Annotated in this window: 11 protein-coding genes; 4 read left to right on the top strand and 7 right to left on the bottom strand. The window is 72.1% G+C overall.

Annotated elements, in window-relative coordinates:
- Window positions 1-129: 129 nt before the first annotated feature.
- The gene (locus ACIQUT_RS19935; protein ID WP_403564240.1) at window positions 130-1,473 is read right to left on the bottom strand and encodes a UDP-glucose dehydrogenase family protein; all 1,344 of its coding nucleotides are present in this window, start codon (window positions 1,471-1,473) and stop codon (window positions 130-132) included.
- A 225-nt stretch (window positions 1,474-1,698) separates the two neighbouring features.
- Between ACIQUT_RS19935 and ACIQUT_RS19930 the strand changes: the two genes are divergently transcribed.
- Together ACIQUT_RS19930 and ACIQUT_RS19925 are read left to right on the top strand one after the other, a co-directional pair.
- Window positions 1,699-2,856: an acyl-CoA dehydrogenase gene (locus ACIQUT_RS19930; protein WP_403564239.1), complete on the top strand. Its 1,158-nt coding sequence runs from the start codon at window positions 1,699-1,701 to the stop codon at window positions 2,854-2,856.
- Window positions 2,857-3,610: 754 nt separating this feature from the next.
- Window positions 3,611-4,690 (top strand): sugar phosphate nucleotidyltransferase, encoded by a 1,080-nt coding sequence (locus ACIQUT_RS19925; RefSeq protein ID WP_403564238.1) that lies wholly within the window; start codon window positions 3,611-3,613, stop codon window positions 4,688-4,690.
- A gap of 119 nt (window positions 4,691-4,809) precedes the next feature.
- Here the strand turns inward: ACIQUT_RS19925 and ACIQUT_RS19920 are convergent, their stop codons facing one another.
- On the bottom strand, window positions 4,810-6,168 hold the full coding sequence (locus ACIQUT_RS19920; protein WP_403564237.1) for an LCP family protein: 1,359 nt from the start codon (window positions 6,166-6,168) through the stop codon (window positions 4,810-4,812).
- A 106-nt stretch (window positions 6,169-6,274) separates the two neighbouring features.
- Here ACIQUT_RS19920 and ACIQUT_RS19915 point away from each other — a divergent pair, with 106 nt between their 5' ends.
- Window positions 6,275-6,823, top strand: a complete 549-nt coding sequence (locus ACIQUT_RS19915; RefSeq protein WP_403564236.1) for an acyl-CoA thioesterase — start codon at window positions 6,275-6,277, stop codon at window positions 6,821-6,823.
- Between the two features lie 99 nt (window positions 6,824-6,922).
- Here the strand turns inward: ACIQUT_RS19915 and ACIQUT_RS19910 are convergent, their stop codons facing one another.
- Window positions 6,923-8,257: an LCP family protein gene (locus ACIQUT_RS19910; protein ID WP_403564435.1), complete on the bottom strand. Its 1,335-nt coding sequence runs from the start codon at window positions 8,255-8,257 to the stop codon at window positions 6,923-6,925.
- A 407-nt stretch (window positions 8,258-8,664) separates the two neighbouring features.
- Here ACIQUT_RS19910 and ACIQUT_RS19905 point away from each other — a divergent pair, with 407 nt between their 5' ends.
- Entirely contained in the window at window positions 8,665-9,705 is a 1,041-nt protein-coding gene (locus ACIQUT_RS19905; protein WP_403564235.1) for a glycosyltransferase family 2 protein, read from the top strand.
- Window positions 9,706-9,817: 112 nt separating this feature from the next.
- On the opposite strand, the gene ACIQUT_RS19900 is transcribed toward ACIQUT_RS19905, so the two are convergent.
- The 4 genes from ACIQUT_RS19900 to ACIQUT_RS19885 all read right to left on the bottom strand — a co-directional run bounded on the left by ACIQUT_RS19900 (window position 9,818) and on the right by ACIQUT_RS19885 (window position 15,838).
- Window positions 9,818-11,506: an LCP family protein gene (locus ACIQUT_RS19900; RefSeq protein ID WP_403564433.1), complete on the bottom strand. Its 1,689-nt coding sequence runs from the start codon at window positions 11,504-11,506 to the stop codon at window positions 9,818-9,820.
- Window positions 11,507-11,608: 102 nt separating this feature from the next.
- Window positions 11,609-13,417 carry an LCP family protein gene (locus ACIQUT_RS19895; protein WP_403564234.1) on the bottom strand — a complete coding sequence of 603 codons (1,809 nt, stop codon included), beginning with the start codon at window positions 13,415-13,417 and terminating at the stop codon, window positions 11,609-11,611.
- A gap of 224 nt (window positions 13,418-13,641) precedes the next feature.
- Window positions 13,642-14,865, bottom strand: a complete 1,224-nt coding sequence (locus ACIQUT_RS19890; protein WP_403564233.1) for an LCP family protein — start codon at window positions 14,863-14,865, stop codon at window positions 13,642-13,644.
- 220 nt (window positions 14,866-15,085) lie between these two features.
- Window positions 15,086-15,838 carry a TIGR03089 family protein gene (locus tag ACIQUT_RS19885; RefSeq protein ID WP_403564232.1) on the bottom strand — a complete coding sequence of 251 codons (753 nt, stop codon included), beginning with the start codon at window positions 15,836-15,838 and terminating at the stop codon, window positions 15,086-15,088.
- Window positions 15,839-15,874 lie beyond the last annotated feature (36 nt).

The raw sequence follows: 15,874 nt of genomic DNA, 5'->3' as shown, positions 1-15,874 counted from the left end.
CGCGGTCAGGGGCGCGGGGAACTGCGCGACCAGCCCCCACCGCCCCGCAGGCGACCGCCGGACCATCGCGGCACCACCCGCGGAGCGCCTGGCACCACCCGCGGAGCGCCCGGCACCACCCGCGGAGCGTCAGGCGCGCGGTCGGCCCATGGCCCGGTAGGTCCAGCCGGCTGCCCGCCAGCGTGCCCCGTCCAGCGCGTTGCGCCCGTCGAGGACGAGCCGGTCGGAGACGACCGCGCCCAGTTCCGCCGGGTCCAGGTCGCGGAACTCGCGCCATTCGGTGAGGTGCAGGACGACGTCCGCCCCGCGGGCCGCCTCCACTGCCGAGTCCGCGTAGGCGAGGGTCGGGAAGACGCGGCGGGCGTTGTCCATGCCCTTGGGGTCGTAGACGGTGACCTGCCCGCCCTGGAGGTGGATCTGCCCGGCCACGTTCAGCGCGGGCGAGTCGCGCACGTCGTCGGAGTCCGGCTTGAACGTGGCGCCGAGCACGGCGACCCGCTTGCCGAGGAACGCCCCGCCGACCGCCTCCCGAGCCAGCTCCACCATGTGGCCGCGGCGGCGCATGTTGATGGAGTCGACTTCGCGCAGGAAGGTCAGCGCCTGGTCGGCGCCGAGCTCGCCGGCGCGCGCCATGAACGCCCGGATGTCCTTGGGCAGGCAGCCGCCGCCGAAGCCGATGCCGGCGCGCAGGAACTTGGCGCCGATGCGCTCGTCGTGGCCGATGGCCTCGGCGAGCTTGACGACGTCGCCGCCGGCGGCCTCGCAGACCTCCGCCATCGCGTTGATGAAGGAGATCTTCGTGGCGAGGAAGGAGTTCGCGGCGGTTTTGACGAGCTCGGCCGTCGGGAAGTCGGTCACCACGAGCGGCGACCCCTCCGCCATCGGCGTCGCGTACACCTCGCGCAGCAGCTTCTCGCCGCGGTCGCCGTGGACGCCGACGACGATCCGGTCCGGGTGCAGGGTGTCCTGGACGGCGAAGCCCTCGCGCAGGAACTCCGGGTTCCAGGCGAGTTCGACCTCGTCGCCGGCCGGGGCCAGTTCCGCCAGCCTGGCGGCGAGCCGCTCCGCCGACCCGACGGGCACGGTGGATTTGCCGACGACGAGCGCCGCCCGGGTCAGGTGCGGGGCCAGCGATTCGACGGCGGAGTCGACGTAGCTCATGTCGCAGGCGTACTCGCCGTGCTTCTGCGGGGTGTTCACGCAGATGAAGTGGACGTCGCCGAACGCGCCGACCTCCTCCCAGGACTGCGTGAACCGCAGCCGCCCGGTGGACCCGGGAAGCCCCGCGACGTGCGTGGAGAGCAGTTCCTCCAGCCCGGGCTCGTACATCGGCACCCGCCCGGCCGCCAGCATTTCGATCTTCTCCGGGACCACGTCCAGGCCGAGCACCTCGAAGCCCAGCTCGGCCATCGCTGCGGCGTGCGTGGCGCCGAGGTAGCCGGTGCCGATCACTGTGATCCTGAGGGGGGCCATGGGTGCTCCAGAGGTGCGGGGCCGATTGCGCCAACCGAGCATAGTCGGGCTGATCCGCGGGGACGCTTCCCGGGAGCACCGTGGAGCCCGCGGGTGCCTCCGGCTGTCATGCAGCTCACGTGCCGCGTACGTACCGCTACGGGGACGCCGGACACTAAGATTTGGGTTACTTAACGGTAGTTAGCAATGACTGAGCGCATGCTTCAGCTTGGGGAGTGAGTGATCTTGGCGGGTTCTGCCGACTTCGACCTGTACCGCCCGGCCGAGGAGCACGACATGCTCCGCGAGTCCGTCCGCTCGCTCTGCGAGGCCAAGATCCTCCCGTTCGCCGCGGCGGTCGACGAGGAAGCCCGCTTCCCGCAGGAGGCCCTGGACGCGCTCGTCGCCAACGACCTGCACGCCGTGCACGTCCCCGAGAACTACGGCGGTGCGGGCGCCGACGCCCTCGCCACCGTCATCGTGATCGAGGAGGTGGCCCGCGTCTGCGCGTCCTCCTCCCTGATCCCGGCCGTGAACAAGCTCGGCTCCCTCCCGGTGATCCTCTCCGGCTCCGAGGAGCTCAAGGCCAAGTACCTGACGCCGCTCGCCAAGGGCGACGCGATGTTCTCGTACTGCCTCTCCGAGCCGGACGCCGGTTCGGACGCGGCCGGCATGAAGACCCGCGCGGTCCGCGACGGCGACTTCTGGGTCCTCAACGGCGTCAAGCGCTGGATCACCAACGCGGGTGTCTCCGACTACTACACGGTCATGGCCGTGACCGACCCGGAGAAGCGCTCGAAGGGAATCTCGGCCTTCGTCGTCGAAAAGTCGGACGAAGGCGTCTCCTTCGGCGCCCCGGAGAAGAAGCTCGGTATCAAGGGCTCGCCGACCCGCGAGGTCTACCTCGACAACGTCCGCATCCCCGCCGACCGCATGATCGGCGCGGAGGGCACCGGCTTCGCCACCGCCATGAAGACCCTGGACCACACCCGCATCACCATCGCGGCGCAGGCCCTCGGCATCGCGCAGGGCGCCCTCGACTACGCCAAGGGCTACGTCCAGGAGCGCAAGCAGTTCGGCAAGCCGATCGCCGACTTCCAGGGCGTCCAGTTCATGCTCGCGGACATGGCCATGAAGATCGAGGCCGCCCGCCAGCTGACCTACGCGGCCGCCGCCAAGTCCGAGCGGGTCGACTCCGACCTCACGTTCTTCGGCGCCGCGGCCAAGTGCTTCGCCTCCGACGTGGCCATGGAGGTCACCACGGACGCGGTCCAGCTCCTCGGCGGCTACGGCTACACCCGCGACTACCCGGTCGAGCGCATGATGCGCGACGCGAAGATCACGCAGATTTATGAAGGTACGAACCAGGTCCAGCGGATCGTCATGGCGAGGAACCTGCCGTAACAAGGTTTTCGCAGGTCAGAGGCTGTCTGTGGCGCTCCGGGAGCCATGATCGGCTTCCGGTCCGTTCGGGTCCGTTCCGGGCCTTTCCTGGGCGTCATGCTGGGGAAATCCTGGGCGGACACCGGTCGCGGAACAGGTGCTGACCTGCATAAACGACAAGGCCCCCGGCATCACGCCGGGGGCCTTTCGTATGGGTTGGATCAGGCGACTTCGTCTCGCTCGCCCGCTTCACCTCGGATCAGGTCGGCTTCAAGCTCACCATGCGCATGGCAGGCGTTTCCCTCGCCGAGCCTGCCTCCGTCCAGATCGTGAAGGCTGCCGCCTCCTGGGCCAGCTGCAAGTGAAATCCCCCGTACCCGAGAAGGGCGCGGGGGATTCGGGATGCTCACGGGCGTCTATGCGGCATCGCCAATATTCGCGTTGTCGGGTAGACGATCTACGTTGGGGCCGAGGGGCCCCAAGAACGCTGCTCGGCGCCGCTACAGGTCTGTGAGGGGCAGGTGCGGAGAGAGCCCCCGGCAGGCGCCAGGGGCTCCCCGGGGGCGGGAGTGCGTGTGCCAAGCTGTGCCGGGTCCCGGCTGCCTGCGGCGCTGCCGGTGAACGTGGCCCGCACCCGCCCGCGACCGGCGGGAAAGAGCACGTGGCGGGCGCCGTGCGGGGCCGGATCACGATTCGTGTGCCGTGCGGCGGGTGGCGGGCGGGGATGGGTTAGCTTTGGAGCTTCATAGGCCCGGACCGGGTGGGGAGAAGGAATTTGGAAGCGATCCTGCTGGTCGGGGGGCAGGGGACGCGGCTGCGCCCCGTGACGGTGAACACCCCGAAGCCCATGGTGCGGGCGGCCGGGGTGCCGTTCCTCGCACACCAGATAGCCCGGGCGCGGGCCGCCGGTGTCACGCACATCGTGATGGCCACCTGCTACCTCGCCGAGGTCTTCGAGCCGTACTTCGGCGACGGCTCCGACTTCGGCGTGCGGCTTGAGTACGTCGTCGAGGACGAGCCCCTCGGCACCGGCGGAGCCATCCGCAACGCCGCCCGCCGGCTGACCGGCGGACCCGACGACCCGGTCCTCGTCTTCAACGGCGACATCCTCACCGGCCTCGACATCGCCGGCCTCGTCGACGCCCACCGGGCCGCCTCCGCCGACGTCACCCTGCACCTGGTGCAGGTCGAGGACCCGCGCGCGTTCGGCCTGGTACCCACCGACTCCGACGGGCGGGTGCTGGCCTTCACCGAGAAGCCGCAGACCCCCGAGGAGATCATCACCGACCAGGTCAACGCCGGCTGCTACGTCTTCCGGCGCAGCGTGATCGACTCCATCCCGGCGGACCGGCCCGTCTCCGTCGAGCGCGAGACCTTCCCCGGCCTCCTCGCCGACGGCGCCCTGCTCCACGGCGTCACCGAGAACACGTACTGGCTGGACCTCGGCAAACCCGAGTCCTTCGTCCAGGCCTCCGCCGACCTCGTCCGCGGCGTCGTGGCCTCGCCGGCCGTGCCGGGGCCGCGCGGCGAGTCCCTCGTCCTGCCCGGCGCCCGCGTCGCGCCCGGCGCCACGCTGTCGGGCGGCACCGTCGTCGGCGCCGGGGCCACTGTCGAGGCCGGCGCGGTCGTGACCGGGTCCATCGTCCTCGACGACGCCGTCATCGGGCCGGACACGCAGGTCAGCGCCAGCCTGATCGGTGTCGGCGCCACCCTAGGCCCGCGCACCGTGGTCGACGCCGCCGTCGTCGGCGACGGGGCCGTCGTCGGCGCGGACAACGAACTGCGGGCCGGCGCCCGCGTCTGGTGCCGCGCCGAACTGCCCCCCAAGGCGCTCCGCTTCTCCCCGGACAGCTGACCGCCCCCTTCCGCCGCACAGCCGGACAACGCCGACGGCCCCCGCTCCGCAGTCGTGGAGGGGGGCCGTCGGCGTTGCCCGGTACGGCGTCCGGGGCGCGGTCGGCGCGGTCGGCGCGGTCAGTTGCCGGTGACCGTGACCTTCTCGTCGTTCTGGATCTGCTGGACGATCTGCTTGACCTTCGGCTTGTCCCAGAGCAGGTTCCCGCCGCGCTCGCCCGCGATCGGCATGTTCATCGACGTGCCGTTGCCGCCGCTGATGCCCTTCATCGCGAAGAACATGTCGCCCATGTCCCACAGGGACATGTCCTTGTCCACGATCAGCGTGTCCAGGCCCGCGCCCAGCACCGGGTACAGCTTGAACGGGTTGAGGACGGTCCCCGGGGTGGCCGCCTGGCTGGCCAGGGCCGCCAGGAACTTCTGCTGGTTCTTCGTCCGGGCCAGGTCCGACTCGGCGAACGCGTACCGGGTGCGGACGAAGGCCAGGGCCTGCTCGCCGTTGAGGGTCTGCTCGCCGGCCTTGAAGTCGGCGCCGGACTTCTCGTCCTTGAAGCCCTTCTCGATGTTCATGTCGACGCCGCCGAGCGCGTCGACGATGTTCGCGAAGCCCGCGAAGCCGATTTCGGCGTAGTGGTCGATGCGCAGGCCGGTGTTGTGCTCGACGGTGCGGACGAGCAGCTCGGGGCCGTCGTCGGCGTACGCCGCGTTGAGCTTGGTGTGCTTGCCCGCTCCCGCGTACTTCTTGCCGGACTGGGAGCCGACGAAGGACGGGATCTCCACGTCCGAGTCGCGGGGCAGCGAGATCATGGTGTTCCCGCCGGAGCAGGCCGCCAGGATCATCATCGAGTCGGTGCGCTTGCCCTCGGCGGAGCCGGTGTGGAGCTTCTTCTTCTCCTCGTCGGACATGCCCTCGCGGCTGTCGGAGCCGACGATCAGGTACGTCGTGCAGTCGTCGTCCTTCGGGCGCTCGATGACCTTGGCGAGGTCGACCTCGCGGCGCACCTGGGAGTCGGCCCAGAAGTAGGTGCCGACGGTGGTCACCAGCAGGGTCGTGCCCAGGACGATCGAGCCGATCTTGATGCGCCGGCGCCAGTCCGGGGCGGCGCCGGGGCCGCGGCCGCCCGGCCGGGCCGTCGGCGGCTGCCCCGGCCCGCCGGGACCGCCGGGGCCGCCGGGGCCGCCCGGGCCCTGCGGGCTGCGCTGCGGCGAGCCGTAGACCTGGCCGGTGTTGTAGCCGCTGTCGTAGCCGTACGGGTCCTGGCCGTGGGGCTGCTGCTGCGGCACCCCGTACGCGGGCGCACCCGGCCGGCCAGGCCGGGCGGCCGGAGGCTGCGGGGGCCGCTGGGGCTGCTGGGGCAGTCCCGGCCCGCGGCGCTGGACGTGCGGCATCCGCCGGGCTCCCTCCGGCTGTGCGTGCGCGCTGCCGCGCCCATACCCGTCCTCGCGGCTGTCACCGCGCCCATCCGGCCACTCGTTCATGCCGCATAGGATGCCCGGTCGCGGGAGGTGGGCGACAGTCCGGTCCGTGCTTCGTGCCGGTGCTGTTGCACAGCTGATGCATCCAGGTCGGCTTTAAGGTGGCGGTATGACACAGATACCGGGCGTGACGGCGGGCGACCTGCAGGGAAAGCCCACCTCGGCCTCGCGGACCACTCTCAGCCACATCATGACCGCCAACGACACCAATCTCCTGGGCACGGTGCACGGCGGCGTGATCATGAAACTCGTCGACGACGCGGCGGGCGCCGTCGCCGGCCGCCACTCGGGCGGCGCGGCCGTGACCGCCTCGATGGACGAGATGGCGTTCCTCGCCCCGGTCCGCGTGGGTGACCTGGTTCACGTCAAGGCGCAGGTCAACTGGACCGGTCGGTCCTCGATGGAGATCGGCGTACGGGTCCTGGCCGAGCGGTGGAACGAGTCCACCCCCGCCACCCAGGTCGGCAGCGCCTACCTCGTCTTCACGGCCGTGGACGCCGAGGGCAAGCCGCGCACCGTCCCGCCCGTGGTCCCCGAGTCCGACCGGGACAAGCGGCGCTACCAGGAGGCCCAGATCCGCCGTACGCACCGGCTCGCCCGGCGCCGGGCGATCATGGCGCTGCGCGAGGAGCGGGCCGCCCAGGGCCTCGACGACTGACGCGCCGCCTTGGCGCTCCGCTGGGAGTGCGGTCCGGTCGTGACACCGCGGGCCGGTGGGGGCTGGTCGCGCAGTTCCCCGCGCCCCTACGGGGCGCGGCTAATTGCCGCAGGTCGCCTCGTCGCCGGTGAGCACCCCGAACCGGCCCTGGTGCGGGTCCTCCGGCCGGACCGGCACGACCTTCCGGTAGTCCGTTCCGGCGATCACCAGCACCGTCCGGCCCTGTCCCGGCACGGCCCGCAGCTCGCTGCCCGGCAGCGCGGCGGACACCGTGCGGGCGGAGCGGTCCCAGCGCGGGTCGTACGCGATCACCGTGCGCCTGACGTTGCGGCCGGCGCCGTTGCCCGGGGTGCCGGTGGTGTCGAAGCCGGTGGCGCGCAGCGCGGCGTCCAGCCGGCCGCCCAGGCCGTCGATCCGGGTCCCGTTCTCGACCCGGACCCGGATCCGCTCCGGCGGTACGTCGACGGGCACGGCGGGCGGCTGCTGCGGGCGCGCGGGCTGTCCGGGCCGGACGGGCCCGGGGACGGGGGCCAGCGGGCGGTCCTGGCGGACGGCCTCGAAGAGCTCGGCGGCCTTCCGCTCGTCCCATTTCACGGTGGAGCCGATGCCCTTCACCGGGAAGGACGGGTTCCCGACCGGCACGGAGGCGAACTCCGACGAGGACGGGGCGAAGTCGCGCATGGCCTGGCCGAGGGCCAGCATCTGCTCCGAGCCGAAGCCGGGGTCGGCCCGCACCGAGCCGAGCAGGGTGGAGCTGACCTGTTTGAACTTCACCGGGTTCAGCAGGACCCCGCCGGTGGTGGCCTGTTTGACGATGGCGGCCATGAACCGCTGCTGGCGCTGCATCCGGCCGAGGTCGGCGGCGCCGTCGACGTGGCGGGAGCGTACGTACTGCAGGGCCTGGCCGCCGCTCAGCCGGTGGGTGCCGGGCAGCAGGTGCAGGCCGGTGTTGCGGTCGTCGAGGGCCTTGGCGGTGCAGATCTCCACACCGCCCATCGCGTCGACCGTCTTCATGAAGCTGGTGAAGTCGACCTCCAGGTAGTGGTCGATCTTGACGCGGGTCATGTGCTCGACGGTGCGGACGGTCAGCCGGGGGCCGCCCTCGGCGTAGGCGGCGTTCAGTTTCACCGGGTGCGGGCCGTGCTGCCTGCCGCTGGACTCGTCGCGGTGCGCGGGCAGCTCGGCGTAGCTGTCGCGGGGCAGGCTGACGACGCTGGCGCGCTTCCGGTCGGCCGAGAGGTGCACCAGCATGACGGTGTCGGTGCAGTGGCAGGGGGCGCCGCCGAGGCGGTACTCGCGCCGGTCCTCGCGGCTGATCCGGTCGCGGCCGTCGGTGCCGACGAGGAGGAAGTTCAGGCCGTGCCCGGCCTGGGGGCGGTTCTTCATGTCCTTGAACGGGTCCACCCGCTCGATGCCGATGTCCAGGCCGGTCATGACCGCGTGCCCGACGGCCCCGGAGCCCAGCACGGCCGCCGCCAGCCCGCCCGCGAGCCGTACCCCCCACCGTGGCCGGCCGCCGCGGGGCCGGTCGGCCCGACGGCGGTCCGGGGCCCGGCCGCCGCGCCGGGTGCGCTGCGGCCGCGGGTGCCGGTGCGGGTGCGGTGGCAGGTGCGCGGGCCGGGCGGGTCGGGGAGGACGGGGTGGCTGGGGCACGGGGGACACCTCCGCGGGGGCAGCCGGGGCCTACAGGGCGGACCGAGAAAGACGAACCGGACATAATGGTCAGATCGTCAGAACAGTAGGCCCATACGATCGGCCTCGGCCCCCACCGATCGGGCGGCGCGCACCCGTTTCCCCCGTACGCGGTAACGTGACACCGATACCCGACCTTGAAGGACCACATGCCCGCCCAGCAGCCCGCAGTCTCGGTGATCATGCCGGTGCTCAACGAGGAGCGCCACCTGCGCAACTCCGTCCGCCACATCCTCGGACAGGAGTACGCCGGCGAGATGGAGGTGGTGATCGCGCTGGGTCCGTCCACGGACCGGACCGACGAGATCGCCGCCGAGCTCGTACGCGAGACCGCATCCAGCAACCGCGTCCGCGTCGTCACCGTTCCGAACCCCTCCGGCCGCACCCCGGCCGCCCTCAACGCCGCCATCAAGGCGTCGCGCCACCCGATCGTGGTGCGCGTCGACGGCCACGGCATGCTCTCGCCGAACTACATCGCCACCGCCGTCCGCCTCCTGGAGGAGACCGGCGCGCAGAACGTCGGCGGCATCATGCACGCCGAGGGCGAGAACGCCTGGGAGGAGGCCGTCGCCGCGGCGATGACCTCGAAGCTCGGCGTCGGCAACGCGGCCTTCCACACCGGCGGCAAGGCCGGCCCGGCGGACACGGTCTACCTGGGCGTGTTCCGGCGCGAGGCGCTGGAGCGGGCCGACGGCTACAACGAGGAGTTCATCCGGGCCCAGGACTGGGAGCTGAACTTCCGCATCCGCGAGGCCGGCGGGCTGATCTGGTTCTCGCCGGAGCTGAAGGTGCAGTACCGGCCGCGGCCCACGGTGCGGGCGCTGGCCAAGCAGTACAAGGACTACGGCCGCTGGCGGCACGTCGTGGCCCGCTACCACGCGGGCTCGATCAACCTGCGCTACCTGGCCCCGCCGACCGCCGTCTGCGCGATCGCGGCCGGTGTGGTGGCGGGCGCGGCCGTGACCCCGTGGGCCTTCGCGGTCCCGGCCGGCTACCTCGCGGGGATCGCGCTCGGCTCGATCCCGGCGGGCAAGGGTCTCTCGCTCAAGGCGCGGGCGCAGATCCCGGTGGCCATCGCCACGATGCACATGTCGTGGGGCTTCGGCTTCCTCACCAGCCCGCGCTCGCTCGCGGACAAGGTCATCGCGAGCCGCCGCCCGTCGCCGAGCCCGGACCCCACGGCGGTCTGAGGCTCCCGCCGGGACCGGCGGAAGCCCCCACGGGACAGGGAAGGGGCCCGGTGCCGCGGTCTGCACGACCGCGGCACCGGGCCCCTTCCCGTTTTCCGTGCGGGCGGCCGCGCTACCAGGTGAAGCCCGGCTGGATCGCCATGCACTCCTTGTCGTTGTCGCCGTTGAGCGGGCGGGCCGAGTCGGGGGCCTTGGTCGGGGCGGGCGGCGGCGGGGTCGGCGCGCTGCCGGTCCGCCAGTCCTTGCCCACGAGCAGGAGGACCCCGGTGGTGTCGTCGACCTTCTGCACCGCCGAGGCCGGCAGGCCCAGCGCGGTGGCCACGGCCGCCGCGTCACCCGCCAGGTCCGGGCTGGAGAAGCGGACCACGGTGGTGTCCTCGGCCCCGGTCAGGTCGTCGGCGACGGCCTTGGTGAAGCCCTTGCCGGCCAGCACCGAGACGACCTCGGAGGCCCGGCCCTTCACCTTGCCCTGGGCGCCGTCCCTGCCGCCGGTGGCGTTGCGCACCGTGACCGGGATCCGCGCCGGCGGGGCGGCCTGGTCCGCGGCGGGCCGGGAGGGGGCCGCCGGGGCGGCGGACGCGGCGCCGCCGGGCGCCGCCGCCGACGAGGACGGGGCCGATGGCGGGGCCGGGGAGGCCGCGACGCCGGGCTGCTCGGAGCCCTTGCCGTCGAGCGGGATGTCCTCGCGGACCATCCGGAACAGGTCCTCGGCCTCGCCCGGCTTCGGCTCGACCCGGGCGGAGTCCGACGGGCTGTAGATCCACGGCATGGTCGTCATGGTGATCCGGCCGGGGTCGACCTTCTTGAGCTCCATACTCAGGTCGTACAGCTTGTCGATCTTGTTCAGGCCGGGGTCGACGATCATGGCCTTGATGGCCGCCTGCGCCAGGCTGTTGAGCTTCATCGGGTTGCTCAGCTTGGCGTTCTTGCGGAACTCGCGGGCCATCGAGTTCATGTACATGTGCTGGGCGTGGGCGCGGCCGATGTCGGTGCCGTCCTCGAAGCCGTAGCGGGTGCGCAGCCACTGCAGGGCCACCTCGCCCTGGATGACGTTCTCGCCCTTGGGCAGCTTCAGGCCGGAGCCCTTGCCGTCCCTGGTGCGGGAGTGCACGTTCTCCTGGACGCACACCGGGACGCCGCCGATGGCGTCCGCCATCGTCACCACGCCCTTGAAGTCGATCATCATGAAGTGGTCGATCGGGATCTTGGTCAGGTCCTGCCAGGCGGCGACCGTGCAGCCCGGGCCGCCGCGGCTGAGGGACTCGTTCGTCTGGACGAGGCCCCGGCTGGCGGCGTGCACCTTGCCGTTCGGCTCCGTGCACTTGGGCATCTTCAGCAGCGTGTCGCGCGGCATGGACACCACGGACATGTTGGAGCGGTCCGCGGACAGGTGCAGCAGCATCTGCACGTCCGCCAGGGGCGGCCCGTCGAAGGTGTCCTTGGCGCCGCCGAGGGCCTGGTTCTCCGCGCCGTCGCGGGCGTCGGAGCCGATGAGGAGGATGTTCAGCGGGGTCTGCCCGAAGGCGTTGGGCCTGGAACCGCCCAGCTTGCTGTCGCCGAGGTTGAGTGCGTCGGTCTGGATGCTGCCGTTGAGGTGCCGGTAGTAGAGGTAGCCCGCCGCCGCCGTCGCGAGTATGAGGAAGGCCAGGACGGAAGCCGTCCAGCGCAGTATGCGCCGCTTGCCCCGCCGGGGCGCCGGTACTCCGGCGCCGGGCGCACCGGTACCCGGCGTGGCTGGTCCGTCGGAGGGGCCGCCGGATATGTCGTCGTCCGGCCGGGCGGGCGCCCCCTCCCCTCGCATGCTGTCGTTCCTCACGGGTCCCCCCTCGAAATCACTTCATGACTGTGGTGCGCCGGCCGGGCCGGCGCACATCGGATGGCCGGCCCCGGGCCGGCCGGTCGGCTACTTGGCGCAGACCGCCTTGTCCGCCTCGACGCGCTGGATCTGATCGGGCGCCTTCTGAGGCGCCGTCATCGGGATCCCCGCCCCCTTGAAGTCCGCGCCGAGCGTCAGCTTCATCGCGGTCCGGGGCCCGGCGTCCGCCGTGCCCACCTTCAGCGCCGAGGCCGGCAGCCCCATGATGTCCGCCAGCGCCCGCGCCTGGTCCGCCTGGTTCGGGGCGAACTCCAGCTGCGTGGCCTCCAGCTTGGCGGGCGCGTTGCCGAGGTTGCTCGCCTTGGAGACGCCCTTGCCGGTCTGCAGCCAGGTGAGGGTGGTGGAGGCCGAACCCGCGGGTCCGCCGCCGTTGTAGACGTCCACCCGTACGTCCCTCGCCGCGGCGCGCGGGCCCTGCATGAGCGCTTCCTGCTTGGCCCTGGTCTCGGCGTCGGCCGCGTCCTTGGCGGCCTGTTCCTTCTTCTCGACCTCGGTGAGCGAGACGTCCCCGCGGATCATCTGGAGCAGGGGGTCCGCCAGCGCGTTGTCGACGACGACGGTGGCCTTCACCTTCTCGGCCGGGTTGTCGAGCACCGGCAGGGTGGTGAAGGTGACGTTCTTGAGGTTCATGTCCTTCAACTCACCCGCCAGGTTGGTGAGTTTCTCGATGGACCCTATGCCCGAGTCCACGGTCAGCGACTTGGTGGCCGCCTCGGCGAGGGAGAAGAACTTCTTCGGGCTGGTCAGGGTCTCCTTCGACTTCATCTCGCGCAGCATCGAACTCAGGAACTGCTGCTGCGTCTTGATGCGGTCGAGGTCGCTCTCGTTGCCGAAGGCGTGCCGCGTCCGTACGAAGGCCAGGGCCTGCTCGCCCTGCAGCCGGTGCTCGCCGGGGCCCAGCTTCAGCTTGGAGTCCCGGTCGTCGACGCCCTTCTCCAGGCAGACGGGCACCCCGCCGACCGCGCTGCTCAGCACCTTCACCGCGTTGAAGTCGACCATCATGAAGTGGTCGACGGTGATCCCGGTGAGCTCCTTGACCGTGCGCATCGTGCAGCCCGGGTCGCGGCCCTCCTGGCCGAGGCTGGTGTTGAAGCGGGTGCCCTTCTGGGCCGGGATCGTCTTCATCGTCCCGTCGGGCTGCTTGGTGGGGCAGGCCGGGATGTTCGTGATCAGGTCGCGGGGGATGGACAGCGCCGTGGCGTTGGAGCGGTCCTTGGAGACGTGGAAGAGGATCGTGGTGTCGGCGTGGCCGGGGCTGCCGGAGTCGCCGTAGCCCTCGTTGCCGGCGCCGGAACGCTTGTCGGTGCCGATGACGAGGATGTTGATGGGCTGGTCCTTCTTGAAACCGCCCGTGCCCGCGTCGCCGACGTCGGTGACCCTCAGGTTGCCGTTCAGATGGTTGTAGTACAGGTACGCCCCGAGGGAGCCGCCGACCAGCAGGAAGGCGAGGGTGCCGCCGGTGGTGACCAGGAGCCGCCTGCGGCGGCTGCTGCCCGAGCCGCCCTTGCGGTTCCGTCCGGTGCGCCGGCCCGGCGGGGTCTCGCCGCGGCGCGGCTTGGGGACCGCCGGGGAGGGGGAGTCCGCGGGCGCGGGGGTATGGGGGCTCTTGGGGCCCTTGGGGCTCTTGGAACTTTTGGGGCTCTTGGGGCTCTGGGGCGATGCCGCCGCTCCGGAGCCGGCGCCGGCCGACCTGCGGCGGCGGGGGGAGGTCGCGGAGCGCTGTCCTTGCGGAGCGCTGCGATCCAGTTGCAGTTCGTAATTGCCGGTGCGGGGGTTGAGCACCCACTGGTCTGCGGGGTCGATCTCCTCCGCACGCCCACGGCTCTGCGCATCCACGGTTGCTCGAATCCTCCGTCGGTGCCTCGCGACGCGCCTCCCCCAAGACGCCCGGTCAACGATCCGGCTGCTGGTGCACGGCCTCTTTGCTGGCCAGGGCACCGGACCGCTCACCCTATCCGCCCCGGTCAGCGCCAAACCATGGTGGTGACAAATTCCACTCCCCTTATAACAGGGCAAACCCCCCAAGCCTCCCGCTTCGCACACCGCCTTTTGGCATTGCTTTACCGGCAGTCGGTCATCCCCGCGGTGGTACCCGTGAAGGTCGGGACGTCCGCGGGCGCAGACGTGGCCGCCGCGCCCGTCCCGGCCGGCGACGGCTCGGCGCTCCCGGCCTCCGCCCGTGCGGCGCCCCGCTCCCGGCCCTCCGCCTCCGCCGGCGGGGCCACCGTCAGCGGCTCGTCCGCGCGCAGCTGCTGGAACAGCCGGGCCGCGTCCGGCTGCGAAAGTTCGTCCCGGTTCGGGTCGGCCGCGTACGGACGGCGCGGCACCGTCAGGAACTTCACCTGGTCGGTCGGTATGTCCCGGATGCCCCGCACCAGTTCGTACAGCCCGCGCAGCGAGGCCAGCCCCGGGTCGGTGGTCACCGAGCGGGTCGCCGCGTCCAGCAGCGGGTACAGCCGGCCCGGGTTCAGCAACACCCCGTTGCTCTGCACCTTCTTCACCATCGCACCGAGGAACTGCTGCTGGCGGTCCATCCGTTCGGTGTCGCTGCCGTCGCCCATGCCGTAGCGGGCGCGCACGAACCCGAGCGCCTGCTCGCCCCGCAGGGTCTGCCGGCCCGCCGGGAGCCGCAGCCGGGCCTCCGGGTCGTTCATCGGCTGCTTGAGGCACACCTCCACGCCGCCGACCGCGTTCACCATCTTCTTGAACCCGCCGAAATCCACCACCATGTGGTGGTCGATCCGGATCCCCGTCAGCTTCTCCACCGTACGGATCGTGCAGGCGGCTCCGCCCCACTGGAACGCCCAGTTGAACTGCGCGAACTGCTCCACGGTGCGGCTCCCGTCCGGCATCAGGCAGCTCGGGACGTCCGTCATCAGGTCCCGGGGGATCGACACCGCCGTTGCACTCCGCCGGTCCGCGGGCAGGTGCAGCAGGATCACCGTGTCCGAGCGCTCGGTGCCCCCGTCCCGCCCGTAGCGGGAGTTGTCCGAGCCGGAGCGCGAGTCCGAGCCGATCAGCAGGATGTTCCGGGAGCCGCCCCCGACGGGCGTCGGGCGCTCCTCCTCGAAGCGCTCCAGCTCGGACGCCGCCGAGGTGTCCTCGGTGATGTTCCCGTCCAGCTTCCGGTACAGCCACCAGCCCGTCCCCGCCCCGGCCAGCACCAGCAGCGAGACCCCGGCCCCGGCCCAGCGCAGCAGCAGCCGGCGCCGACGGCCGCGCGGAGGCTCCGGGGAGCCGCCGGCCGCCTCGGTGGCGTCGGGTATGCCTGCGCTGTCCGTCACGTGCGTACCGTCCCTCGCCGCGTGGGCAGGAGGCCGTACGGGTGTACGCACGGCCGTAAGCATCCTGCCTCCGCGGCAGGGACGCGGCCCGGGGGCGGCCCCTTGTCCAGACCCGAACGGGTGAAAGATCGGCGCACTCACGACACGGCACTCACGGCACGGCGGTCACGGCACGGCGGTCACGGCGCCGGGCTGCCGCGCCGGGCTCACCGCACCGGACTCACCGCACCGTGTGGGTGACCCGTTCCGCCTCCGTGCGCTGCGCCAGGCCCTCCGCCGGCAGCCGGTCCAGATGCCGGCACAGCACCACGGACCCGCCCGCCGCCAAGGCCGCGAACAGCCCCGCCGACAGCCCGTCCCACGTGCCGTAGCCGAGCCCGGACAGCACCCGCGCCCCCGGGCCCAGGCCCAGCCCCGCCGCGTCCTCGCGGGCCCGGCCGACGATCCCGGCGTACGACAGCTCCTCGCCGCCGACCACCAGCCCCGGCCCCTCCGCGTCGACGGGGACGAACGGCGCGAACCGGTCGCCCTGCCCCGGCACCTCCACCGCGTAGTCCGCGAACCCGGCCGGCGGCTGCGGGAACCGCCCGCCCAGCGGCCGCAGCGCCAGCGCCACCCGCTCGCCCGAACAGGCAGCCGCCTCCTCCAGCGTGTCGGGGCCGCTCACCACCAGATCGGCGTCCGCCGGATCCCCGCCCACCTCGGCGACCACCCCGACCGACGCGCACGCCAGCAGCCACACGGCGCTCTGCCAGTGCGCGGGCAGCAGCAGCGCGAGCCGGTCACCGGGCTCGGCGCCGAGATCGCCCTGGAGCAGATTGGCGGTCTTGGCCACCCAATTGGCGAAGGTGGCGACGGACAATTCCACGCGTTCGCCCGTGGCGTCGTCGTAGAACGTGACGAGCGGGCGGCCCGGATCGGCGGCGAGCGCGGATCGCAGCAGGTCGGCAGGGGTGCGGTCAGAAGCGTTCACCCGCCCCAGCGTACGCGGGCCCCTCGCCCGTACGGC

This window comes from Streptomyces sp. NPDC090445 (assembly GCF_044769385.1).
Lineage (GTDB): Bacteria > Actinomycetota > Actinomycetes > Streptomycetales > Streptomycetaceae > Streptomyces.
The sequence above is the reverse complement of the archived record's forward strand: the minus strand, read 5'-3'. Positions and strand labels throughout refer to the sequence as shown.

What these genes read in the sequence shown, in the direction of transcription:
- ACIQUT_RS19920 (WP_403564237.1), bottom strand. Translation starts at nt 6,168, where the DNA reads ATGAACGAGTGGCCGGATGGGCGCGGTGACAGCCGCGAGGACGGGTAT.
- ACIQUT_RS19900 (WP_403564433.1), bottom strand. Translation starts at nt 11,506, where the DNA reads ATGCGAGGGGAGGGGGCGCCCGCCCGGCCGGACGACGACATATCCGGC.
- ACIQUT_RS19910 (WP_403564435.1), bottom strand. Translation starts at nt 8,257, where the DNA reads ATGACCGGCCTGGACATCGGCATCGAGCGGGTGGACCCGTTCAAGGAC.
- ACIQUT_RS19915 (WP_403564236.1), top strand. Translation starts at nt 6,275, where the DNA reads ATGACACAGATACCGGGCGTGACGGCGGGCGACCTGCAGGGAAAGCCC.
- ACIQUT_RS19905 (WP_403564235.1), top strand. Translation starts at nt 8,665, where the DNA reads ATGCCCGCCCAGCAGCCCGCAGTCTCGGTGATCATGCCGGTGCTCAAC.
- ACIQUT_RS19935 (WP_403564240.1), bottom strand. Translation starts at nt 1,473, where the DNA reads ATGGCCCCCCTCAGGATCACAGTGATCGGCACCGGCTACCTCGGCGCC.